The 22,216-nt window shown below is 62.3% G+C and carries 17 protein-coding genes; 8 read left to right on the plus strand and 9 right to left on the minus strand.

What is annotated here, in order from left to right; all coding sequences use genetic code 11:
* Nucleotides 1-19: 19 nt before the first annotated feature.
* The 3 genes from ggt to ABW18_RS11465 form a co-directional block, all read right to left on the minus strand.
* On the minus strand, nt 20-1,981 hold the full coding sequence (ggt, locus tag ABW18_RS11455) for a gamma-glutamyltransferase (RefSeq protein ID WP_049699121.1): 1,962 nt from the start codon (nt 1,979-1,981) through the stop codon (nt 20-22).
* 255 nt (nt 1,982-2,236) lie between these two features.
* Complete coding sequence (locus ABW18_RS11460; RefSeq protein ID WP_049699122.1) at nt 2,237-2,728, minus strand: hypothetical protein; 492 nt, start codon at nt 2,726-2,728, stop codon at nt 2,237-2,239.
* Nucleotides 2,729-2,987: 259 nt separating this feature from the next.
* The gene (locus ABW18_RS11465; protein ID WP_049699123.1) at nt 2,988-3,698 is read right to left on the minus strand and encodes an NUDIX hydrolase; all 711 of its coding nucleotides are present in this window, start codon (nt 3,696-3,698) and stop codon (nt 2,988-2,990) included.
* Between the two features lie 96 nt (nt 3,699-3,794).
* On the opposite strand from ABW18_RS11465, the gene ABW18_RS11470 reads away from it, so the two are divergent.
* Nucleotides 3,795-5,057: a vWA domain-containing protein gene (locus ABW18_RS11470; RefSeq protein ID WP_049699124.1), complete on the plus strand. Its 1,263-nt coding sequence runs from the start codon at nt 3,795-3,797 to the stop codon at nt 5,055-5,057.
* 70 nt (nt 5,058-5,127) lie between these two features.
* Here ABW18_RS11470 and ABW18_RS11475 read toward each other — a convergent pair whose 3' ends face one another.
* Together ABW18_RS11475 and ABW18_RS11480 are read right to left on the minus strand one after the other, a co-directional pair.
* Nucleotides 5,128-6,645 (minus strand): P-loop ATPase, Sll1717 family, encoded by a 1,518-nt coding sequence (locus ABW18_RS11475; RefSeq protein WP_049699125.1) that lies wholly within the window; start codon nt 6,643-6,645, stop codon nt 5,128-5,130.
* On the minus strand, nt 6,642-8,477 hold the full coding sequence (locus tag ABW18_RS11480) for a DUF2075 domain-containing protein (protein WP_049699429.1): 1,836 nt from the start codon (nt 8,475-8,477) through the stop codon (nt 6,642-6,644). The genes ABW18_RS11475 and ABW18_RS11480 overlap by 4 nt, the downstream gene beginning before the upstream one ends.
* A 198-nt stretch (nt 8,478-8,675) precedes the next feature.
* Here ABW18_RS11480 and ABW18_RS11485 point away from each other — a divergent pair, with 198 nt between their 5' ends.
* The gene (locus ABW18_RS11485) at nt 8,676-11,750 is read left to right on the plus strand and encodes a DEAD/DEAH box helicase (protein ID WP_049699126.1); all 3,075 of its coding nucleotides are present in this window, start codon (nt 8,676-8,678) and stop codon (nt 11,748-11,750) included.
* 227 nt (nt 11,751-11,977) lie between these two features.
* Nucleotides 11,978-13,600: a long-chain fatty acid--CoA ligase gene (locus tag ABW18_RS11490; protein ID WP_049699127.1), complete on the plus strand. Its 1,623-nt coding sequence runs from the start codon at nt 11,978-11,980 to the stop codon at nt 13,598-13,600.
* A gap of 30 nt (nt 13,601-13,630) precedes the next feature.
* Here the strand turns inward: ABW18_RS11490 and ABW18_RS22995 are convergent, their stop codons facing one another.
* Together ABW18_RS22995 and ABW18_RS11500 are read right to left on the minus strand one after the other, a co-directional pair.
* Nucleotides 13,631-14,026 (minus strand): excalibur calcium-binding domain-containing protein, encoded by a 396-nt coding sequence (locus ABW18_RS22995; RefSeq protein WP_083444377.1) that lies wholly within the window; start codon nt 14,024-14,026, stop codon nt 13,631-13,633.
* A gap of 133 nt (nt 14,027-14,159) precedes the next feature.
* Nucleotides 14,160-15,101 (minus strand): NADP-dependent oxidoreductase, encoded by a 942-nt coding sequence (locus tag ABW18_RS11500; RefSeq protein WP_049699431.1) that lies wholly within the window; start codon nt 15,099-15,101, stop codon nt 14,160-14,162.
* A 114-nt stretch (nt 15,102-15,215) separates the two neighbouring features.
* Here ABW18_RS11500 and ABW18_RS11505 point away from each other — a divergent pair, with 114 nt between their 5' ends.
* Together ABW18_RS11505 and ABW18_RS11510 are read left to right on the plus strand one after the other, a co-directional pair.
* A complete protein-coding gene (locus tag ABW18_RS11505) occupies nt 15,216-15,728 on the plus strand; it encodes a MarR family winged helix-turn-helix transcriptional regulator (RefSeq protein WP_152930074.1) in 513 nt (170 codons plus the stop codon).
* 249 nt (nt 15,729-15,977) lie between these two features.
* Complete coding sequence (locus tag ABW18_RS11510; protein WP_235434356.1) at nt 15,978-16,304, plus strand: PASTA domain-containing protein; 327 nt, start codon at nt 15,978-15,980, stop codon at nt 16,302-16,304.
* Nucleotides 16,305-16,316: 12 nt separating this feature from the next.
* Here the strand turns inward: ABW18_RS11510 and ABW18_RS11515 are convergent, their stop codons facing one another.
* Nucleotides 16,317-17,027 carry an N-acetylmuramoyl-L-alanine amidase gene (locus ABW18_RS11515; protein ID WP_235434357.1) on the minus strand — a complete coding sequence of 237 codons (711 nt, stop codon included), beginning with the start codon at nt 17,025-17,027 and terminating at the stop codon, nt 16,317-16,319.
* Between the two features lie 168 nt (nt 17,028-17,195).
* Here ABW18_RS11515 and ABW18_RS11520 point away from each other — a divergent pair, with 168 nt between their 5' ends.
* Nucleotides 17,196-18,278: an HNH endonuclease gene (locus tag ABW18_RS11520; protein ID WP_049699131.1), complete on the plus strand. Its 1,083-nt coding sequence runs from the start codon at nt 17,196-17,198 to the stop codon at nt 18,276-18,278.
* A 241-nt stretch (nt 18,279-18,519) separates the two neighbouring features.
* Nucleotides 18,520-20,175, plus strand: a complete 1,656-nt coding sequence (locus ABW18_RS11525; protein ID WP_049699132.1) for a nuclease-related domain-containing DEAD/DEAH box helicase — start codon at nt 18,520-18,522, stop codon at nt 20,173-20,175.
* Nucleotides 20,176-20,511: 336 nt separating this feature from the next.
* Here the strand turns inward: ABW18_RS11525 and ABW18_RS11530 are convergent, their stop codons facing one another.
* Nucleotides 20,512-20,997 (minus strand): pyridoxamine 5'-phosphate oxidase family protein, encoded by a 486-nt coding sequence (locus ABW18_RS11530; protein ID WP_049699432.1) that lies wholly within the window; start codon nt 20,995-20,997, stop codon nt 20,512-20,514.
* 126 nt (nt 20,998-21,123) lie between these two features.
* Here ABW18_RS11530 and ABW18_RS11535 point away from each other — a divergent pair, with 126 nt between their 5' ends.
* Nucleotides 21,124-22,095: a ketopantoate reductase family protein gene (locus ABW18_RS11535; RefSeq protein ID WP_049699133.1), complete on the plus strand. Its 972-nt coding sequence runs from the start codon at nt 21,124-21,126 to the stop codon at nt 22,093-22,095.
* Nucleotides 22,096-22,216: the final 121 nt, after the last annotated feature.

The raw sequence follows: 22,216 nt of genomic DNA on the forward strand, positions 1-22,216 counted from the left end.
CGTCCCGCCGACGTCGACCTCACTTCAACGACGCGTCGTCGCCCATCACGGCGCCCTCCCGGCGAGGATCAGCCCCGCCAACCCAGCCGTTACCTGAGCGCTGCAATGCGCTGAGCCCGCTCGACTGATCGTCGACCGACACCTGCTCTCCGCGTTCGCGCAGTCCCTTGACGAGCGGATCGTCGGCGCCGTCGTTGGCAGTGTTGACCAGTGGATGTTCGCCACCGACATTCGACGTCGGGGTGTTGGCTGTGCCGAAGTCGATCATCGATACCGCCTGCTGCGGGTTCAGGTTCCAATCCAACATTCCGACAAGCGTTTTCACGACGAACTGGATGATCACGGAGCCTCCGGGCGATCCGAGCGCGGCCGTCAAGGTGTCCGGCTCACCATTGGCTCCCGGCTGCATGACGAGGGTCGGAGCCATCGATGATCGCGGGCGCTTGCCCGGCGAAACCCGGTTGGCGAGAAGCGCTCCCGAGTCGTCGCGCGGCTCCGCGGAGAAGTCGGTGAGCTGGTTGTTGAGGATGAAGCCGTCGACCATGTGGAAGCTGCCGAACGCCGATTCGACGGTGGTCGTCATCGACGCCACGTTGCCGTACTTGTCGGCGACGGTGATGTGGCTGGTTCCGTGTTCTGTGCCTGTGTAGGAACCGAGCGGGACCTCACCGAGATCTCCGGGTTGTGCCTTACCCAGCGACGTGTTCGGTTTGATCAGTGCCGCACGCTGTTTCAGGTAGGTCGGATCGAGCATCGTCGCAACACCCTTGCCCGGCAACGGGATGAAGTCGGGGTCGGCGATGTACTTGTCGCGGTCGGCGTAGGCGAGGCGTTCGGCCTCGTTGATGAGATGCACCGCTTCGGGATTCGGGTGCCCGCCGTCGCGGTCGACGCCGGTCGGCCCCATCGACGGAATGTCGAAGTTGGAGAGGATGCCCATCGTCGCGGCGACAGTGATGCCGCCCGACGACGGTCCGGGCATCGCAACAATGCGGTGGCCTCGATACTCGGTGGAGACTGGTTCGCGCCGCATAGCCTTGTAGTTCTTGAGGTCGTCGGTGGTAAGGAGACTCGGCGTCATACCGTTCGACGTCGAGCCGGCCTTCGCGACGATCGCGTCGGCGATGGCTCCGGTGTACAGGGCTTGCGCACCGTCGGTTCCCAACGCGCCCAACGTTTTCGCGTACGCGGGGTTGGTCAGTCGTGTTCCCGCGGTCTTCGGCGTGCCGTCCGGATTGAGGAAGTACGAGCGCGCGTCGTCGTCGGCCTTGAGGTCGTCGGCCGATTCGGAGATTGCGGTGGCGAGTCGCGGTGAGATGTCGAAGCCGTTGTCGGACAGGCTGACTGCGGGATCGAAGAGGTTCTTCCAGGCGGTGCGACCGTAGTCGTCGTGGATCTCCTCGAGCATGCGCACGGCACCGGGGACACCGATGGAGCGCCCTGATGCACGCGCGCTCGGAATCGGTTCACGTTGATCGGTGGGACTGATGTAGCGCAGGTAGTCCTCGGTGGCTGCCGCCGGAGCGGTCTCGCGGCCGTCGAAAGCGGTGACCTTGTGCTTGGCGGCGTCGTAGTAGAGAGCGAAAGACCCGCCACCGATGCCGGACGACTGCGGTTCGACCAGGCCCAGCACCATCTGCGCTGCGACGAGCGCGTCGGCTGCAGTACCGCCGTCCCGCAGCGTCTCACACGCCGCCTTGGTGGCCAGCGGATTGGCCGTCGCCGCGGCGTAGGTGTTGGTCTGCACCGGCTGCATCCCGGTGCGATAGCCGGTGGCAGCTTCGGGTCGAGTCGAGATGTCCTGCGACGACTTTGGCGCCGCGCTGGAGTCGATCTGTGTGCCCGTCGGGATCTCGCCGCAGGTGACGGACGTATGGGCAGCGTCGTCGTTTGTCGACGAGCAGGCCGCGAGGATCAGCGCGGGCGCCATGGCCAGCGCTGCGGCGCGGAGGAGCGGACGGGTGTGCGGTGGACGGCGCATACCTTTCGAGCGTAGGGCAGCGAGGTCCGGTTCGTGTGAATGCGGCTGAATCGCTCAGTGGCGAGACAGTGCAGCCGGGACGGCCAGCGCCGTGTCGCTCGAACACGCGAATTCACTACGTGTGTAGGCCGAATCATTCAGTGGGCAGAAGCCCTTCTGCGTCATGGCCCAGTTCAGACAGAAGTAGAGACAACTCGCTTCTGTCGGGATTCTGATTATCGAAGAATCGCCCAACCGCCCGCCGTTGACCACCTGTCATGTCTCGCTGCGACCAGCCATCAACTTAGCGAGTTCGTCCGCCGCGTCAGCCGCGCGAACAGCGGCGGCAGACGCCCCTTCGGCTGCTTGGGCCGCCGCATCAGCTTTGCCGGCTGCGTTTTTCACCGCGTTTGTCGCTGCTTGACTGTCCGAGTTCGCTTGCATGGCCGTAGCAGTCGCAGCGCCCACGGCCTTTGATGCCTCTGCCGTCGCCGATAGGCCGAAATAGGCTGCAACAGCCGCGCCCGCAACCCCCGCTGCAGAACCCACGACAGCGACACCCGAGGTGTCGTTGAACAGAATTCCTGCCGCAACCACAATTCCGACGATTCCTGCCATTGCGAACCCGACGGCCCACAGCCCGAACCTGAATCGCGAATCGGTGAATGGATTGAAACCCTCATACTTGTCAGACTTCGACGCAGCGGATTGCTGCTCTCCTGAAGGAATTTTGCCGCCTGTTTCTGACTCGTTGCCGCCACCCGACATGATCCACCCTCCTTTGTTCGTCTTTCGCTAGCGGCTATTCTGCGCCGCCGACATCTATTGCGGGGAAGAAAGCGCGGAGCGGCAAACGAACAGAGGACACGGATCTAGTGCGGGCTTTCGAAGTACACCTTGTCAGGCCTCAACCCGAATGGAGTGCGGACGCCGCTCGGCGTCGAACCTTCGGGTCTTGGGCGAGTTCTGAGCGGACCCGTTGGCTGCTGAGGCTCTCCACGAAGCAAGCAGAAGGGTATTCGCTGCGTCACTCGTCCTTACTCGGCAGCTTCCATCCGAACGTCGCTGATGGCGGCGCACTCTTCATAAACAACCTCGCTGGCCGTCCACCGCCGACACGCGTTTCCGGAACGCCCAGGCCGTCGACCTTGGGTTCCAACAACGGCTGCACGCGGCGATTGAACGAGTCACGCATGAGGCGTCGACCAAGGATCGCCTCGTGCAGTTCGCGCAGGTCCGACAACGTGTACGGCTCGGGAAGCAGGCTGTCGGGGTCGGGGCGGTCCTCATATCGCTCGCGCAGATTGTCAGTGGCAGATGCAATGATCTCGTCATGGTCGTAGAGCAACCGCTCCCCCGACGCGAGATGCCCATCGGCGTCGAGCGGAGCAAGCTCTCCGACGACGTCCGTCAGCGCTGAAGCAGCAAGCGCGACGGCATGTGCGATCGAGATCGTCCACCCGCGGGGATCTCGGTCAGGATCACTGAAGACCGCGAGCAGGTGCGGTCGGACGTGATCGGGTGAAAGCCCCAGCTTGAGTTCAAGGACCTCACGCACAGTCTGGTCGACGGTGCGTCGCTCTCGGATAAAACGGCCAGGTAGCGATAACTGCCCGGAGTCTGAATCTCGTTGCACCACAACGTGTAACTGTCCGTCGACGACGGTCAGGACCGCGATGTCGACGGCGACGTTCGGGCGCGGGTGGTCCGCGAGGCGCGAGTCGGAGCCGGTAGCCACCCCTTGACACTATTCGAAGTTTCGCGCAAACTACTAATCGCACTTCCGCGCAAAGTCGCCTTGGTTGTTCATCCGGGCGGGAATCAGGAGCAGATCATGAAGTTCTCCACCGCCCTCGATGTCGACGTCGTCGCGCATGAGTCCGCCGACGAGGTTTCCGTTCTCATCGAACTCGAGGCTCCTGACGCGCCAGTCGTCGACCGCCCGCGGTCCGCGCTGCAGATCGTTCTGGATCGCAGTGGATCGATGAACGGCGCCCCCCTCGATGGCGCGAAGAAGGCGCTGGCGGACGTGATCGCACGGCTCGACCCGCAGGATGTCTTCGGCGTCGTCACGTTCGACGACCAAGCTGAAGTCGCCGTGCCCGCCGGCCCACTGTCCGACAAACAGCAGGCCACTCAACTCGTCGACGCGATCTTCGCTGGCGGGATGACCGATCTGTCCTCGGGATACCTGCGCGGCCTACAGGAACTGCGCCGCGCCGCCAAAGCATCCAAGATTCGCGGCGGCACGGTGCTTGTCGTCAGCGACGGGCACGTCAACAGTGGGATCTGCGAGGTCGACGAGTTCGCCTCGCTGACGTCGAAGGCTGCATCCGACGGGATCGTTACCTCGACGCTCGGCTACGGCGCCGGATACGACGAGACGCTGCTGTCGGCAATCGCGCGCTCCGGCAACGGGAATCACGTGTTCGCCGAGAATCCCGACGCCGCCGGATCTGCGATCTCCGGCGAGGTGGAGGGTCTGCTGTCCAAGGCGGTGCAGGCCGTGACACTGACGGTGCGGTTCGTTCCGGAAGTGCAGCTGAGTCTGTACAACGACCTTCCCGCACACCAAGTCGCCGACGGCGAAGTGTCGATCGAACTTGGCGACCTGTACGGGTCTGAGAAACGAAAGCTGTTGCTCAAGTTGGCCGTTGACGGAGTGTCGGGGTTGGGGGTCGCGCAGATCGCCGAACTCGAGCTGCGGTACGTCGAGTCGGCAACGCTGACCGAGCACACGGTGACGCTCCCGGTGACGGTGAACGTGGTGCCCGGCGACGAGACTGCTGGCCGCGTACCGAACCCGACCGTACAGTCGGAGAAGCTGTATCAGGAGGGCCAGGCAGCGAAGCTCCGGGCGTCCGAGGCATACGAGCGCGGCGACCTGGATGCTGGAAGTGCGTTCCTCGATGCCTCGAGGCAGAGCTTGATCTCATCTGCGCTGCTCGCTTCTGCACCTGAGCGCTCGGCGATCGACGACGAACTGCAGATGATCGAGGAGTTGGGATCTGTCGCGGCCACAGGCAGCGCCGGGTACGTCTCGAAGCGGACACGGGACTCGTACCACCTGAGCAACCGGAAGCGTGGTCGACGGTAAGTGAGAAATTTGAAGCGACATACCTCAAACCCAATACGTCGCTCCGCCAATACGAATCGGATACTACTTTCTAGCACAACCCCAGCGACTCGCGAAATCCCCGATGGACCCGGAAAGTCGTTGCGCTCCGCTTGAATTTGGCATCCGGTTCAGAATGTCGCCACACCGCAGACAGTTGCCCGTTGATATTTTCTAGGAACCCTAGAACAGAATGCTCGAAGAGATTCTCAAGCACATCGATCGGGCCGCTGTCACCTGAGCTCCAGTAGCCCAGATATACCTCTTCGAATCGGTCGAAGCCGAACTGTTCACTACCAACATCCTCTAGGACTCTCCAAATTTGATTGGGAATGGAACGATCGCCGGCAATTTCGTCCTTAGTCTCCTCCAGTAAGTACCGAGAGTAACTTTCCCTCGCGGAATCGAGGCAATCATTATCGAAGTAAGTCCCGTGCATGTGATCTTGAGTCCGCAGGTGAGCCAGCATGTCGTTGAGGAACTTTATTACGTCTCGAGGACGCATGAGAGTGCTTTCACATATCTCATTGAATACCGAAGAGGGGCTGGATTCATCGTCTTGCAATTCCCCGGAGTCAAAGATATCTTCCCATAGAACATCTTGGGCGTCCGCGTTCAGTACGCTAGTGAAACGACGCTCTACCAGTTCTTTTAGATTGTTCCCATCGTTCGGCGGCAGCGAGTTCCAACGTAGACGTATGGAAGAATTTTCTGTGATTTGGTTCTTTCGATCGAAGGTGAGAGAATCGTATATATCATCTCGTAGGAATATTACCGGACTGAACTTCAGTCCAGCTTGTTTGGATGCTGCGAAAAGCTCTCGCGACGCTCGTATTAAGCCCGCCAGCATGGCCATGTACCTAGGGTCTGCAACAGAGAAGCCCTCGTCAAGTTGGTCAAAGCACAGGAGGTACTGAATATCGGGATCCATACTTGACAGGACTTGCCCTTCGATCAACCTGTTTACTTCCTGTATATGAGGAGGAATATAGACTTCCTCACGTTCTCCCGCTAGGTGCAACATATTTGGCCCAGCGTTAACGCCTTTTGCTTTCCATGCTTTACGGCCACTATTGAACAGCTTGGAGAATTTTGGCTTTTTTGAGCCATATGCATCAGCTATGAACTCTTTCAGGCTTTTGATGGATCCACTCGAAAGCGCATCCCATCGCCGGCAGCTTTCATTCTCGACGACTAGTTCCGCTGCCCGCAGCAGCAGAAAGTACTTCCATGCGGAAGTATACCGCATGTTCTCCGGGATCTTCAGGCCATCCTGGAGATTGTCGTGACGCCAAGGATAGTCTTGCAGAGTAAAACTCTTTGCTAAGATCTCGGGGTCACGCCCTGAGGTCAACTGCTTGCACATCGCAGTCTTCCCTGTGCCTTTTCTTCCAAGCACAAGGAAACCCCGCATATCTAAAACTTCCAAGTATGCTGGGTGAGTTTCAAAGCAGTCCTCCAGCAGTTCATCGAATTCAGCCTCGAGACCACCAACATTATCGACAGCCTCGAGTCCAGCCCCTTCGGAGTCGAAAGAATCTGCTCCCCCCACGGAGCCATCGTCGTTCACTTGCTACCCATCAAAGCTCGCAACAGTTCTTGCGTTTCCGGGTCCGTCGAGTAGATCCGCATCCCCCGCATGCCGCGCGTCAGCAGCACCTTGTAGGTGTTCCGAATCGCACGATCGAACGAGGCATGGTCGGCCTTCTTGACCTGGTTGTCGAAGTTGTACTCCGGCCGCGCGACCCAGCGGTCGTTGCGCCACACCAGGTCGGGACCGAAAATGACAGCGCCGTAGTCGTACTCAAATCCTTGAGCGGTGTAAACGCATCCGATCTGACGGAAGCCAGCCGGGTCAGTCGCCCACAGTTCACGGCCGGGCGCATCACCGTGACGCGTCGACTTTGGGTTGTTCCATGGTCGTTTCCAGTCGCCGATGACGATGTCGGTCGCCAAGGGCTGGCCGGTCTCGGGGTTGCTCCATCGCCAGCAATAGCCTGCAACGATGCGCGCGGAGTAGCCTTCACCGAGCATCTGCTGGAGCTTGTCCTCGACCACAGACGGCGCCTCGTCGACGCTCACTTCGAAGGTTTCGTCACCCTCCCACTCGATCGGTCCGCCGGGTTCGAGCTCGAGAAGCCTTCGGACCCAGTGGTCGTAGGCGCTGCTGCCCCCGCATCGGAACTGGCCGTCAAGTTCGATCAGTTCGAACTCAGAGCCCAGCTTCCGAGCGGCCTGCTTGATCTCCTCGACGCTGCCGCGCTCGCTCGGCTTGACCACCTGGTGCTCGTCCAGCAGAAACACCGGGGTTCGAGCCGCGTCGATCAACTCCTCAACCTGGGGCCTCCCGGTCCGATTGATCGCTCGCGTAAACCGATTGGTCGACGTTTCGCGAATGCGATGCGCCTCGTCGCAGATCAAGACTTCTAAGTCGTTCGGTTCGGAGTTGATAAAATTGTTGTAGTACGTGAATAGTTTCTGCACCCTCGGCGATCGTGCACCCGCGACCTTGCGCAGAGTCTTCGTAAATGCCGACGATCCGGTGGCGTGCACTGCAGTACGGCCCTGTCGGTACAGCTCCCCTAGGAGGCTGAGCGCGATCACTGATTTTCCAGATCCGGGACCACCAACGATCGCGACCACGCGCTTTGTGTTCGAGCGTGCTGCATCCTGCACTGCTCGGAGAACCTGCGAATAGGCAACCTGCTGTTCGTCGAGAAGGACGAACTGCTCTCGGTGCTGGACTTCTTCAGCCGCGAGTGACATCAGCTGCTTACTCGGTCGGACCGCTGAGTTCAAGAGTTGGTCGGCAGCTTCAGCACCAGATGCCTCGGCCAGGCGAGAGCGAAGAAAGTCAACGAATTCCCCTCTGCGCTGGGAGGTAAACATCCGGCCAGTCGTCGATTGGGGTCGATTCCACAGCGTCCGGATATCGTCATCGGTCGCGTTGTGCAGATAAGCGACGCCGGCCAACTGTTGCGTACTGCCATTCAAAGTCGCCATGAAGTCAGCGATGTGCGTGCAGTACTTCTCGACCTGGTCCACCGGGTGCAGGCGCTCCCCCACGCCATCCAGGTTGACGACGTCGTCTGTTCCAGCGACCATCGACGCTTTCGTCCACTGCTTGAGTTCGACGACGACGTAAGACGATTCGCCAGTCTTCGGGTGACGCCCGCAGACGATGACGTCGGCACGCTTGCTAGTCAACGGGAGGCGATACTCGATGAGCACCTCCGCCGCGTCGAGACCAGCGTCTTCGAGATCGGCTACGAGCACACCAAGACTGCGCTCCCACGAGCGCACCTCGGCCTTCGACGGGTGATACCCGAATTCGTAGACGAACTGTTCAGTCAAGGCGGGTACGAGCTTGTCTGCGGCGATCTGGCTGCGTACACCAGACACCGAACCCCGATACAGCGACACTGCGGCTCCAGGAAGACACGAAGGACTTCCCGCCCGGGTTGGAGCCTTGTCTTAGTGACGCGTCTGTCGGGCCGTGGCGGATGACGTATCGCAGACTATCGGTTCACTCCGACATCGTGCCGGTTCAACGCGCAACGGTTTCGAGTTCTCGTCGGACCGCTGTGATCTACTCCTGTGATGATCGATCCGCTGGTTCCAGGTATCTACGAGTCGGTGCTCACCGCGAGACTTCAACAGCAACTCGCTTCGTCAGAGCTCGACGCCGAGTTTGAGCACCTCACCGAGGACGACGAACCGCACGTGTATGCGCGGCATATCGCTTCCGTCGTCGAGCGCCATCTACGGTCCGTCGACAAGTCCGAGCGTCGAGATGCCGCGAATGCAATCATCAGCCGGCTGGCCGATAGTGATGTTGATAGCGTCGCGCGCAATGAGGTGCTTGGGTCGTTACATCTCCCGGGTAGGCCTGCACCAGTCAGACCAGCGACACCACTCTCCGACGTCGCCCTCCTGACCAACACCCGGGGCGAGCCGAATATGGCCAGTGAGATCGCACGCGAGCTGACAAGCGCAGACCAGGTGGATCTCCTTTGCGCGTTCATCCGCTTCGCGGGCATTGCGGTGATCGGACGCGAGTTGAGAGCGCTGAGTGAGCGGGGCGTTCAGTTGCGAGTCATCACAACGACTTACCGCGGCGCCACCGAACGCAGAGCCGTCGACGATCTAGTCACAAAATATGGTGCCGACGTTCGGATTCGCTATGAGACGGCATCTACCCGACTACACGCAAAAGCCTGGCTATTTCGGCGCAATTCTGGATTCGACACTGGATATGTCGGCAGCTCCAACTTGTCACGGTCTGCGCTTGTCGACGGCCTGGAGTGGAACGTGCGTTTATCGAGCGTCACCACACCGGCGCTAACCCGCAAGTTCGAGGCCACGTTTGACACCTACTGGAACGACCGGGGCTTTAAGCGCTACGACCCCGCTGAGGACGCGGACCGACTCGACGCTGCCCTCGCCGAGGCAGGTGGGTCGGGATCTGGCCGCGAAACGATTACCGTGTCCGGCCTTGACGTGCAACCCTATCCGCACCAGGAACGCATCCTCGAGGCGCTCGATGTGGCCCGCGTAGTCCATGGCCAGCACCGCAACCTCGTGGTCGCTGCCACAGGTACCGGTAAGACAGTCGTTGCTGCGCTGGATTACCGCCGACTCCGCGACGAAATGGGCGCAGATCTGAGTCTGCTGTTTGTAGCCCACCGCAAAGAGATCCTGGAGCAGTCTCTGCGTAAGTATCGAGAGGTGCTTGGCGACGGTAGTTTCGGTGAGCTCTTTGTCGACGGTCGTCGCCCTACCCACTGGCGACAGGTATTCGCAAGCATCCAATCCTTGAGTGGTAGAGGCGGTGAGCCCGTCCGTCTCGAGGATTTCGATGTCGTGGTAATCGACGAGTTTCATCACGCCGCCGCGTCCACGTATACAAACCTGCTCTCTCGCATAGAACCTCGAGAACTGCTCGCCCTGACAGCAACCCCTGAACGAAGCGACTCGCTCGACATTCTGCACTGGTTCGGTGATCGTGCCACTTATGAGCTGCGCCTGTGGGACGCGTTGGAGCAAGATTTGCTGTGCCCCTTCCACTATTTCGGTGTCGCCGACAACACCGATCTGCGCGGTGTCACTTGGTCGCGTGGCGACTACAACCAACATGAGCTCGAAAACGTCTACACCGGAAATGATGCTCGGACGCGGCTCATCCTGAACGCAGTTCGTGACTACGTGACATCACCCACGCGCATGCGCGCACTCGGCTTCTGTGTGTCGATCTCGCACGCCGAGTACATGGCACGCGAGTTCACGCGGCAGGGGCTCCCTTCAATTGCGGTGTCCGCGAATACCAGCGGTCCTGAACGCGCCGACGCCTTCCGTCAGCTCCGACGCGGTGAAGTCACCTGTCTATTCGCGGTTGACATCTTCAATGAAGGGCTCGACATTCCTGATGTCGACACATTGCTGATGTTGCGGCCAACGCAGAGCGCCACAGTGTTCCTCCAGCAGTTGGGACGCGGACTGCGCCGTAGCAATGGCAAGTCTGTCCTCACCGTGGTCGACTTCATCGGCCACCAACGTGCAGAGTTCAACTTCGGGCCACGCTTCACGTCGCTCACAGGCGCCCGCGGGCAGCGGCTAGTCGACGAGATCAGTGACGAGTTTCCCTACCTACCCGGCGCCAGCCGACTAATTCTCGATCAGCAATCCCAGGAAATCATCCTCGACTCCGTTAAGCACTCGCTACCCAAGAACCGTCGGCGTGCGCTCGTCGAATCGGTGCGACAAGTGCGCGCGCCAGTCCTCGGCGACTACCTACACGCGACCGGAGGTGAACTTTCTGACATCTACTCTGGCAGCGGCACCCGCGCGTGGACACCGCTTCTCCGCCAGGCAGGGCTATCGATCCCTGCTACGGGGCCAGACGAGGAACCGCTGCTGCGACGCGTTCGCGCGCTGGCGCACGTCGACGATTTGGAGCGAGCCGCCAGCTACAGGCGTCTGATTGTGTCGGACGGTCCGCGCTACGAGACGCTCACACCTCGCGAACAAACTTTCGCGCGCATGCTCTTCATGACACTCTGGCCAGACCACGGCGGGTTCTCGAGCTACGACGCGGGATTGGCATTTTTACGGCACCATCCTGCTGTGTGCTTAGAGATTAGACAAGTACTCGACGTGTCGACAGCCGGCATTCATCACGTTCCCCGTGCCATCGATGGCGAGTCCGACGTGCCACTTCTGACCCACGCGCAGTACCGGCGCGAAGAGGTGCTTGCAGCCATCGGTTTTGCGAGCATTAAGCGCAAGGCGCGCGGTCAGGCTGGTGGCGTCACGTGGAACAACAACACCGGAGCGCTGTTCGTTAACCTGCACAAGGACGAACGAGAGTTCAGTCCGACGACGATGTACCGCGACTACCCTGTGTCGCGCACCGAATTCCATTGGGAGTCGCCAAATAACACAGCCATTGAATCGGATGTGGGTCAGCGATTCGTTGAGCAGCCGGCCAACGGCCGCGAGATCCTGTTGTTCGTCCGTGACCGTCCCCAAGGCGACTTCGGCGCTGCGCCATTCATCTTCCTCGGCCCGGTCGACTACGTCAGCCATCAAGGCGAACGTCCGATCGCAATCACGTGGAAGCTTCGCCGCCCGATGCCCATCGACGTCTTTGAGAGCGGGTCGGTGGTGGCGAGTTAGGTCGACAGAGCTTGCTGCTCGTCTCTACTGCGTTGTATCTCAGTAAGCCGACAGGAATGTCGCCACACCCGGGGCAGCGAACTCCGGCCGATCCTCCCGCGACAAAATCGGACACACCCCGCAGCCACGCACGCCCGACCCTGCATAATCGACACCGTGACCGGCGTCACGACGGCGCCCTGACCCCGCGGGCGCCACAGCCCGGCACGTGAGACACAGGAGCACCCATGCAGAGCACCATGCAAGACGCCCCGCTGCAGATCGCGCAGATCCTGCGCCACGGCAGCACGGTCCACGGCGACGCCGAGGTAGTGACCTGGACCGGAGACGGCGCGCGGCGTCGAACATATGCCGAGGTCGGACGACGCTGCGCACAGTTAGCGCACGCACTGCGCGGGCTCGGCGTCGACGGTGACCAGCGCGTCGCGACGTTCATGTGGAACAACGCCGAGCACCTCGAGGCCTACCTCGCCGTGCCCGCGATGGGTGCGGTGCTGCACACACTCAACATCCGACTCTTCCCCGAGCAGCTCATCCACGTGGCCAACCACGCCGAGGATCAGGTCATCATCGTCGACCCCTCACTGCTGCCGCTGCTCAACCCGCAATTGCCTCAGCTGACCACCGTCAAGCACGTCATCGTGACGGGCGAGTCCACCGACGGCGTCGACGCTCCCGACAGCGTGCAGGTTCATGCGTACGAAGCGCTGATCGCCGAGAAGTCCGTCGACTTCGACTGGCCCGAGGTCGACGAGCGTTCTGCCGCCGCGATGTGTTACACCTCCGGCACCACCGGTGACCCGAAAGGTGTTGCCTACAGCCATCGTTCGATCTACCTGCACTCCATGCAGGTGTGCATGACCGATGGTCCTGCGCTCAAGCAAGGCGACCGCGCGCTCGCCGTCGTACCGCAGTTCCACGCGATGTCGTGGGGTCTGCCGTATGCGGCATTCATGATCGGGGCGTCGCTCATCATGCCCGACCGCTTCCTGCAGCCCGAGCCGCTCGCCGCGCTCCTCGCCGCCGAGCAGCCCACCTTCGCGGCCGCGGTCCCGACCATCTGGCTGGGACTGCACCAGTACCTGGAGCAGCATCCGCAGGACATCTCGTCCATGAAGGACGTGCTCATCGGCGGATCGGCTGTGCCGCCGTCGTTGATGCATGTCTTCGAGAAAGACCACGGCATCACCGTGCTGCACGCGTGGGGCATGACCGAGACCTCGCCTCTCGGTTCCGTCGCCCGACCACCCGCCGGCACTGAGGGCGACGAGCGTTGGCACTACCGCTACACGCAGGGTCGTTTCCCGGCGTCGGTGGAAGCGCGACTCATCGGCGACAACGGCGAAACACTCCCCCACGACGGCAAGACCGTCGGCGAACTCGAGGTCCGCGGACCGTGGATCACCGGCGCCTACTACGGCGTCGACGCCGCCGACAAGTTCGACGACGGCTGGCTGCGCACCGGCGACGTCGGCTCGATCACCCCCGACGGCTACCTCACACTCACCGACCGAACCAAGGACATCATCAAGTCGGGCGGCGAATGGATCTCCTCGGTCGACCTCGAAAACGCCGTCATGGGACACCCCGACGTCCTCGAAGCCGCCGTCATCGGCGTGCCCGATCCCAAGTGGGACGAGCGGCCCCTCGTCGCCGTCGTGCTGCGTGACGGTTCCGATTCGACGCCGGAAACGTTGCGAGAGTTCTTGTCCGACAAGGTCGCAAAGTGGCAGCTCCCGGAGAACTGGACCATCATTCCCGAGGTTCCCAAGACCAGCGTCGGCAAGTTCGACAAGAAGCGCCTGCGCTCGACGTTCCACGACGGAGGACTCGACGTCACCCGGTTGTAGGTGAAGCGAGCCCTCCGCGCGGGGGGCGAGCTACGAGAAGAACTCGACCGAGCCCCAACCCCCACGATTCGGCTTCGACTTCGGAGCCTTCTTCGGCTTGGGTTGGGGCTTGGCCTGAGGTTTCGGCTGAGCTTGCGGAGCTGGCAGCGCTTGCGGAGCGGGCTGCGCCTGCGGGGCCGGCTTCGGCGCTGGTCGCGATCCGGTCTCACACGCGACGCCGTCGTCATCGCGATCAAGTGCCGAGCGGTATCCATCCTGGCCGCGGTAGATCGGTGCGACGCCCGCGTCACGGGCCGCCTGACAATTCTTGTAGTACGCCACCGGCGTGGGCGACGGAGCCGCCGACGCAACCGGGGCAAATCCCACCAGCCCGGCCGCGACGCCTCCGGCAACCAGCCCGGCGATGGCCGAGTACTTCTTGTTCATCTCTCACCCAATCTCTCGAATATCGATGAGTGACAGTACTGGACGCCGAGTACATCGTCGGCGGTCCCAGCGTCGGCCGAACAGACGAATCTTGCTGACGCACTGGCTGATGTCGACTGCAGAAGCGCGGCGCTCAGTCCTCACCAAACGGAACCACGACGACCTTACCCCGCAGCCGGCCCGCCTCGGCCTCTTCGTGCACCTTGATCAACTCAGGTAGCGGAACCCGCTGCGCGATTTCGACTTTCAGATCCCCACTGTCGACAAGGCCCACCAGTTCGGTGAGCACAGCGGCGTCGGGGTGGAGGAAGATGGTGACTGCACGCACGCCGCGCTCGTCGTCGCCGGGAGTCGGGACCATCGGCGTCGTCGACACCACGACGCCCCCGTCGCGAACCAGGGGCACGAGCGCCTTGAAGCCCTCCTCCGTGATCGGCCCGACGTTCAGCAGAACGTCGACCGGTTCGGTCACCACGTCGAGGATGGAAGTGGTTGTGTAGTCGACGATCTCGTCGGCGCCGGCACGCGTCACTGCCTCTGCGCTACGCGGACTCACCGTCGCGATGACATGCGCGCCCGCACGCTTGGCGAGTTGTACGGCGTATCCACCGACCGAACCACCGGCCCCGTTGATCAGCACCCGCTGGCCCGGCTTGAGTTCCCCCGCTTCGAACAACGCCTGATACGCGGTGAGCGCCACGGACGGTAGGCCAGCAGCGTCGGTGAGCGGAATCGTCGTCGGCGCTGCCACGAGTGAATCAGCAGGCGCCACAACGTATTCGGCGTCGGCTCCGTCGGCGTCCATTGGAATGAATCCGACGACGCTGTCGCCGACGTTCAGGCTGGTGACACCCTCGCCCACCTCGTCGACCGTGCCCGAGACGTCGTAACCCGGGGTGTGCGGGAGCGTGATCGGGATCGGGAGGAATCCGCCGCGCAGACCGCCATCCGCGGGGTTGAACGCCGAGCCCGCGACCCGGATTCGCACTGCACCCGGACCTGCCGTCGGAGTCTCGACGTCTTCGTAGCACAGAACCTCGGGACCACCCGTTTCGTGAAACCGTACAGCCTTCATGATGTCCTCCTCGTCGGTGGTGCTTCGAATTTGAAGCACCTGACGACGACGGTATACTTACTTCGAATTCAAAGCAAGTGCTTCGAGTTAGAAGCAAGATGATAGATTCGAGAGGTGCCACCGCAGCCCGGGATCGACCCGACCGAACTCGCCGCCTACTTCGGGCTCATCGAAAGCACCAGCCTGTTGAAACATGCGGTGGAACAACAGCTTCGAGACGTCGGAGGCCTCAGCTACATCCAGTTCCAGTTACTCGCGACGCTGGGTGATTCACCGACCGGCAGCCGACGAATGACCGATCTCGCCGACGGCGTCGTCTACAGCCGCAGCGGCATGACCTACCAGGCGCAGGTCTTGGAGAAGCGCGGCCTCGTGACCCGCACACCGTCGACCGACGACGAGCGCAGCATTGACGTGTCGCTCACCGACGACGGCCGCGCCGTTCTCGCGAAGGTCTTCCCCGGCCACATCGCGATCCTCAACGACATGCTGCTCGCACCTCTCTCGCGCGCCGATATCGAGTCGCTGGCCGACATCCTTACCCGCACACGCGACCACATGCGGCAGGTCCCACCTCGCTCAGCGGCTCCGCGGCGTCGGAAGAAGGGCGCGGGCGCAGAGGAGTGAGTCTGTGTCCCCCGATCGGACCAATCGATCCGGAATCGGACATAGCGTCGGTAGGCATGCGTACGTTTACCAGTATCTGACGTCGGGGGTCGTCACACACTATCCGTCGGAGGACTGATGAAGCACGTTCGCACACAGGGTCATCTCGCGCTCTGCGCACTCGTGGCCGCTGGAGTACTCGGCCTTACCGCATGCAGTGGTTCGAGCTCGGAACCAACAACGACGACCACTACCACCACGACGGCAGAAGTGACCACGTCGCAACCCGCCGAGGTCACCGAAACAACAACGGCAACAACAACTCCGAAAGCTCCTGCCGCGGCACCGGCGACCACCGAACCCAAGGCAGCTGCCATGCCGAACGTCGTCTGCATGAACCTCCAGGAAGCACAGAACACCATCCAGGAAGCCGGCGTCTTCTACTCACGCAGCAAGGACGCGACGGGCCAGGGACGCAGGCAGGTGGTCGACAGCAATTGGATCGTCGTCGCGCAGACTCCATCCGCGGGCGCGCCTGTCACAGAGGGAGAGGCCGTGTTGTCCGCGGTCAAGATCGGTGAACCCAGCCCCTGCTGACCACAGATCGGCTCACACCGCGCACCCGTGCCCGTCCACGTGAAGCGCGGTCCGCACATCGTCGGCAATGCCCCGCGCGTACCTCGAGAGCCACGTCGACGGAAGGGGCGTCGACCCGCCTGCGTCGTCGAGTCCGAACTCGTTGTAGACCCAGGGCACACGGTCGGACATCAGCGCGATCATCGGGATATTGCCGGTCCATAGCGGCGCGCGACCCCCAAAGTCGTTGTCGGTCAACATGACCGGCACTCCTTCCGTCCGGGTGCGAGCGCTTGCTATCGCCTGGCCATAGCGCTGACTGGCGGCAGCTGTTGCCTCGTTGCGGTAGGTGATGCGCAGCGTCGCGCCGTCGGCTCCTACTCCCTCGCGATACAACCCCACGCGCTGTACGAACACGTCATTTGCGCCGGGACTCGTGTGAATACTGATCGCGACACGTGCGTGCGCCGTGACCGCGCGGTCGACCCGCTGCCGATACGTAACGTTTTCTGTGACAGCACGTTTCAGCATCACCACGTCATATCCGTTGTGTTGCAGAAGCTCTCGCACGTCGGTGGTGACCTCGAACACGTTCGCGTCCTCGGCGCCGTTGGGGTAGTCGATCTGCGACGCTCCGGTCACGGGGTCGAATCCGTCGACACGCACGGGGTTGTGGCCCGGGTCGAGCGCCACCACAACAGGAGAACAGGACGCCTTCGACGACGCGCCAGTCGCCGCCGACACCGTGGACGAATAGCCCGCGTCCGTACTCTGCGTCGCGCAGCAACCACTGAGGCAGCACGCAAGAACCACGGCACTCATCCGCAGGAGAGCCACACTCGCTTGTACGCGCACCATGCGATGATCGCAGACTGATCGCTGCGCAGACCTCGGCTCACTACACTCAACCCCGTGCCCACGGACCCCCTGACGCTCGGCCAGCAGCTCGTCGCTGTGCTCGAGGGTGGTCGGCGGACGTCCACGTACAAGCTCGCCGTGATGGTCGCGCTCCTCGACCTCGCCGTCGAATCCGTCCCCGACGATCCCAGCGCGGAAGTCCCGATCGACCTCGACGACCTGACCGACCGCGTCATGGCCCAGTACTGGACCCAGCTACGCCCGCTCAGCGAGAAGGACCACGTCACTCTCCGGCAGTCGCGCGACGGGCGCGGTGTGGTGTTCGACGCGCTGGTCACTCTACGCGAACACTGCAGTACGCCGAGCCTGCGTGAGATGCCGATCGAGAGCGCCAAACTGGCTGCACCCGAGGCGTATTCAGTGGCGCACACAAAGGTCAAGAAGAATCTCGTGCGCTATCCACTGCACCTGCTTCAGCAGGTCGGCACGGGCTCGCACGAGTGCTTCCTCTACGACGACGCGTGGATGGGCAAGGCTTCGACTCGCGCCATCGCCGATCACGGCAACCGCCTCGTGCTGTTCGCGGGCGTCTGCCACACCCTCGCGCGATTGGCACCCCTGGTGAAACCCGCGTTCCAACTCGCCTGGGTCGACGACGTCCGGCATATGAACCGCGACATCCTCGACGACGGCCCCGACATCGCCGACCACCTCTTCGGCACCGAACGCGTCTCGCTCACCCGCCCCGCAGGCATCCTCGCCGAACACTTCGGCAACGATTGCTTCTACTGCAACGCTCACTTGCGCACCAGCCGCCACGTCGACCATGTCCTCCCGTGGTCGCGCGTCGGAATCGACGGCCTCGCCAACCTCGTCCTGGCGTGCCCGAGTTGCAACACAAGCAAATCCGACGTCCTGCCCGCGCCCGCGTATGTCATCCGCGCGCTCGACCGGGGACAAGACGTCATCGACGCTCTCGCCGGCGAGATCCGCTGGCCGAGTCAGTACGGCAGGGTCGAGGCAGCGTCGCACGGCCTGTACTCCACACAACCCGATACGACGCCGATCTGGTTGGGCGCCAAACACATTCAGCCACTCAAGCGTGTCGACTTCGGGCGTTGGGACGTCGAACTCTGAGGATCGCCGTCGGTAGTCGAGGGTCGTCGAGCAGCCGCACCGGCGGCGCGGAAAGTAGGGGAAGGGATCTTTCCGTGGGTCTCGTCGCTTTCCGCGCGGAACTTCTCGAGGAAGCCAACAACCCGAGGAAGAGTTCTTCCCCCGAGTTTCTGCGCGGCACCCGGTGTCCGCGATGTCGGGCTCACCTGCGACACTCCCGGTGAGTTGCCCCGCGCACAAGACCGACCGAGAGAGTTGACGCATGCCGCACACGATCCCGCCGTCGCCCCGCTTCGCGTCGAGTACCGAGGAGTCGGTCTGGCGGCTGCTGAATGAACAACTCCTCGACGCCGACCTCCTCATCGCGAACCAACGCGTTACCGACCACGACAAAGACCACGAGATCGATCTCGTGGTGGCCATCGAGGGCGCCGGGATCGCCTGCCTCGAAGTCAAGGGTGGCGAAGTATGGCACGACGGCGAGTCGTGGTGGCAGGCGCGAACCGGCCGACCGCCGAAAGAGATCACTCCTGTCAAGCAGGCGTTGGATAGCTGCTACGCACTGCGTGAGTTCGTCGAATCCGATCCACGATGGACACAGGGGCGTCGACGCTGGGACCACTTCGTGGTCTTCCCGCACACCGAAATCCCCTCAGACTTCGCACTGCCTGAGTGTCCGCGGTGGAAGATCATCGACCGCACGCAGCTCGATCAGATCATGCCTCTCGTCCGAAGAGTGTTGTTGCAGAGGGGAACCGATGTACGGTTTCTCGACGCTGTCGGCATCGAACAACTCGAGACGACGCTCGGCGGTCGGGGTCTTCCACAGCGCGATGTCGTCGCGCGAGCGATCGAGAACGAAGGCGTCGCCGACGCCCTCACTGCGAATCAAGCCGTCATTCTGCGGGCCATCGACCAACTACCGCGCGTGGAGATCCGCGGTGGCGCGGGCAGCGGCAAGACCTTCCTCGCACTCGAGCAGGCGCGTCGCCTCACGCGTGCAGGGCAGCGCGTGGCGCTGGTCTGTTACTCACACGGACTGGCGTCGTACCTCACGCGCATCACGACGGCGTGGAAGCGTAAGGACCGTCCGGCCTACGTCGGTGAGTTCCACGACCTCGGTATGCAGTGGGGCGCCGCCGCCGGGCCTGACGAATCGGTGCGCACCGAAGCGGCGTCGCAGTTCTGGGAACATGAACTGCCACAACAGATGCACGATCTCGCCGAAGCCCTCCCACCCGGCAAGCGATTCGACGCGATACTCGTCGACGAGGCGCAGGATTTCGCCGACGAGTGGTGGCCGCCGTTGCTGGCAAGCCTGCGCGATCAGGACACCGGCGGCATCTACGTATTCAGCGACGAGGCTCAGCGCGTCTTCGACCGACAGGGTTCGCCACCCGTTCCACTCGTGCCCATCGTCCTCGATCACAACCTACGCAACACACGTCAGATCGCGAGCACATTCAGTTCGCTTGTCGGACAACGTATGCAACTGAAGGGCGGCGAAGGCCCCGACATCCGATTCGTCGCGTGCACTGCGGAGGAAGCCCTCGAAGCCGCAGACGACCAGATCGACGCGCTACTCGACGAGGGCTGGCGTGCCGAAGACATCGCGCTACTCACCACAGGCAGTCGCCACCCGGAACAGATCGAGCGGCAAGCCGAGGGCAACGCGTCGTACTGGGCGACGTTCTGGGACGACGAGCAGGTGTTCTACGGGCACGTACTCGGATTCAAGGGTCTGGAGCGTCGAGTGATTGTTTTGGCGCTCAACGAGTCCCAGGCGAGAGACCGGTCGACGGAACGGTTGTATGTCGGGCTGTCACGCGCGCGCGAGCAACTCGTGGTGTGCGGCGATCCCGAGTTCGTGCGGACAGTCGGCGGACCCGACGTCGCGCGACGGCTGGGAATCGACTGACTCGCCCCACCTTGCTCCAGCTAGTCATTTGCACGCCCCAAAGATCAGCGGTCGTACTGCCTTCGGATGAAGTTCGGGCCTTATTCCCGCAGGTCAGGCGGCTCGCCTCGCCGTAGCCCCTTGTTTCGTGCTAAAGCCACGCGCACTCTGAGAAGACGAGTCCCATCTGGTCACGCGGATAGCGGGCCGTCGAAGAAAGGAGCCGTCATGTTCACAGTGTTGTGGAACTTCTACACCGACCTCATGAACTACATTTACACCGTCATCTTCTGACAGCGAATGCAGCGAGCCCGAGTTCTGTTCTAGGCCAACTTCTTTGGCACTACGATCAGCGACTCAGAGATCAACCGACGCGTTGGTGGCGACGTCTGGCTGCTCGCCCGACACAATCGCTTTCGCATACTTCAGCAGCGCAACGGGTTTGGGGCTGTCCAGGGTCCAGTACTCGGCGGAGTCGGCGTGCACCTTCAACAGTGCGACGCCCGGGTCTTCGCGGCCCTTCTCAAACCAGGCCTCTGCGTGAGAGTTCCAGAGCTCGTCGATCAGCTTCTGATCGTGGGTCACCGACGCTGTGCCGGCGATCGAGAGATAGTTGTCGTCGGCCTGCAGGCTCACGTTGACGTGTGAATCCTCGGCAATCTGGCCGGTCTTGGGCGACGGGTCGACGGTGAAGAAGTACAGATCGCCGTCGAACTTCCGGTCCAGCACAGCGAGTGGTCGGCTCAGCAATCGACCGTCGGACTCGCTGGTGGTGACGAATGCGACGCGACCCTTGGAGATCAGCTCGCCGATGTGCTCGAATTCGGTGTTGTCATTAGTCATGGTTTTCACGCTACGCGCAAGTGCTGTCCGCGCCCACCGTCGTAGCGGCGGCAGACGCGTGCTCACTTGACGGCACCGGAAACACACAATCGCCGACCTAGCTGCCTCGCACCTACGCTGAGAACCATGCGATTCGTCATCTACGGTGCAGGGGCCATCGGCGGCGTCATCGGTGCTCACCTGGCACTTTCCGGGGCAGACACCACCTTGGTCGCGCGCGGCGATCACCTGCGCGCGATGTGTGAGAACGGACTCGTCCTCGACACCGCCGAAGGACGCCAATCCGTTTCGGCCACGCTTGCGTCAAACGCCTCGGAAGTGGACTGGAGCGACGACTCCGTCACGCTCCTCGCCGTCAAGTCGCAACAGACCGCCGCGGCGATCGCCGACCTTCGAGCGCACATGCCTCTCGACACCCCGGTCGTATCGGCGCAGAACGGCGTCGCCAATGAACGCGAGTTGCTTCGCGTCTTTCCACGTGTCTACTCGCTGTGCGTGATGCTGCCCGCCCTGCATCTCGAGCTCGGCGTCGTGGTTCAGGCGTCATCGAACAGGCCCGGCATCCTCGACATCGGGCGTTATCCGTCGGGTATCGACGAAGCGGCGCAATCTATTTCGTCCGCGCTGCGTGCCGCGACGTTCCTCTCCGAGCCACGCCCCGACATCATGGCGTGGAAGTATCGAAAACTGATCATGAACCTGGTCAACGGAATCGACGCCAGCTACCGCAACGACGGCGACGCCTTCGATGAACTTGTCCGACGCGCGCGAGCCGAAGGTGAGGAGGTCATTGCGGCGGCGGGCATCGATGTCGTCTCCGAGGCCACCGACAAGCAGCGGCGCGGCGATGCCATCATCCGTCGTGACACCGGAGAGGCTTCATTCGGCAGTTCGACCTGGCAGAGCGTCGCGCGTGGGTCGGGCAGCGTCGAAACCGACTATCTGTCAGGCGAGATCGCGCTGCTCGGTCGACTCCATGGCATTGCGACGCCGGTCAACGAGCTCGTCCAGAACGAGACCAATCGGCTTGCGCGCGAAGGACTGTCGGCAGCGAGTTCGGATGCGAGCGTCGCGCTGGAGAGTCTCGGCCGTCCGTGAGCGCACTGTCGATATCGTGCACGATCTCGTCACAGGTCTCGGCCGCAATGCCGCACAACTTCTTCGCGCGGGATGTCATCTGCGGATCGGTCGAGCGTTCGCGCCACACCTGCGACATCCT

The organism is Gordonia jacobaea (assembly GCF_001186365.1).
GTDB classification, from domain to species: Bacteria; Actinomycetota; Actinomycetes; order Mycobacteriales; family Mycobacteriaceae; genus Gordonia; species Gordonia jacobaea.

Excerpts from the sequence above, each read along its gene's own strand:
- ggt (WP_049699121.1), bottom strand. The coding sequence starts at position 1,981 with ATGCGCCGTCCACCGCACACCCGTCCGCTCCTCCGCGCCGCAGCGCTG.
- ABW18_RS11460 (WP_049699122.1), bottom strand. The coding sequence starts at position 2,728 with ATGTCGGGTGGCGGCAACGAGTCAGAAACAGGCGGCAAAATTCCTTCA.
- ABW18_RS11470 (WP_049699124.1), top strand. The coding sequence starts at position 3,795 with ATGAAGTTCTCCACCGCCCTCGATGTCGACGTCGTCGCGCATGAGTCC.
- ABW18_RS11485 (WP_049699126.1), top strand. The coding sequence starts at position 8,676 with ATGATCGATCCGCTGGTTCCAGGTATCTACGAGTCGGTGCTCACCGCG.
- ABW18_RS11490 (WP_049699127.1), top strand. The coding sequence starts at position 11,978 with ATGCAGAGCACCATGCAAGACGCCCCGCTGCAGATCGCGCAGATCCTG.
- ABW18_RS22995 (WP_083444377.1), bottom strand. The coding sequence starts at position 14,026 with ATGAACAAGAAGTACTCGGCCATCGCCGGGCTGGTTGCCGGAGGCGTC.
- ABW18_RS11500 (WP_049699431.1), bottom strand. The coding sequence starts at position 15,101 with ATGAAGGCTGTACGGTTTCACGAAACGGGTGGTCCCGAGGTTCTGTGC.
- ABW18_RS11525 (WP_049699132.1), top strand. The coding sequence starts at position 18,520 with ATGCCGCACACGATCCCGCCGTCGCCCCGCTTCGCGTCGAGTACCGAG.
- ABW18_RS11530 (WP_049699432.1), bottom strand. The coding sequence starts at position 20,997 with ATGACTAATGACAACACCGAATTCGAGCACATCGGCGAGCTGATCTCC.
- ABW18_RS11535 (WP_049699133.1), top strand. The coding sequence starts at position 21,124 with ATGCGATTCGTCATCTACGGTGCAGGGGCCATCGGCGGCGTCATCGGT.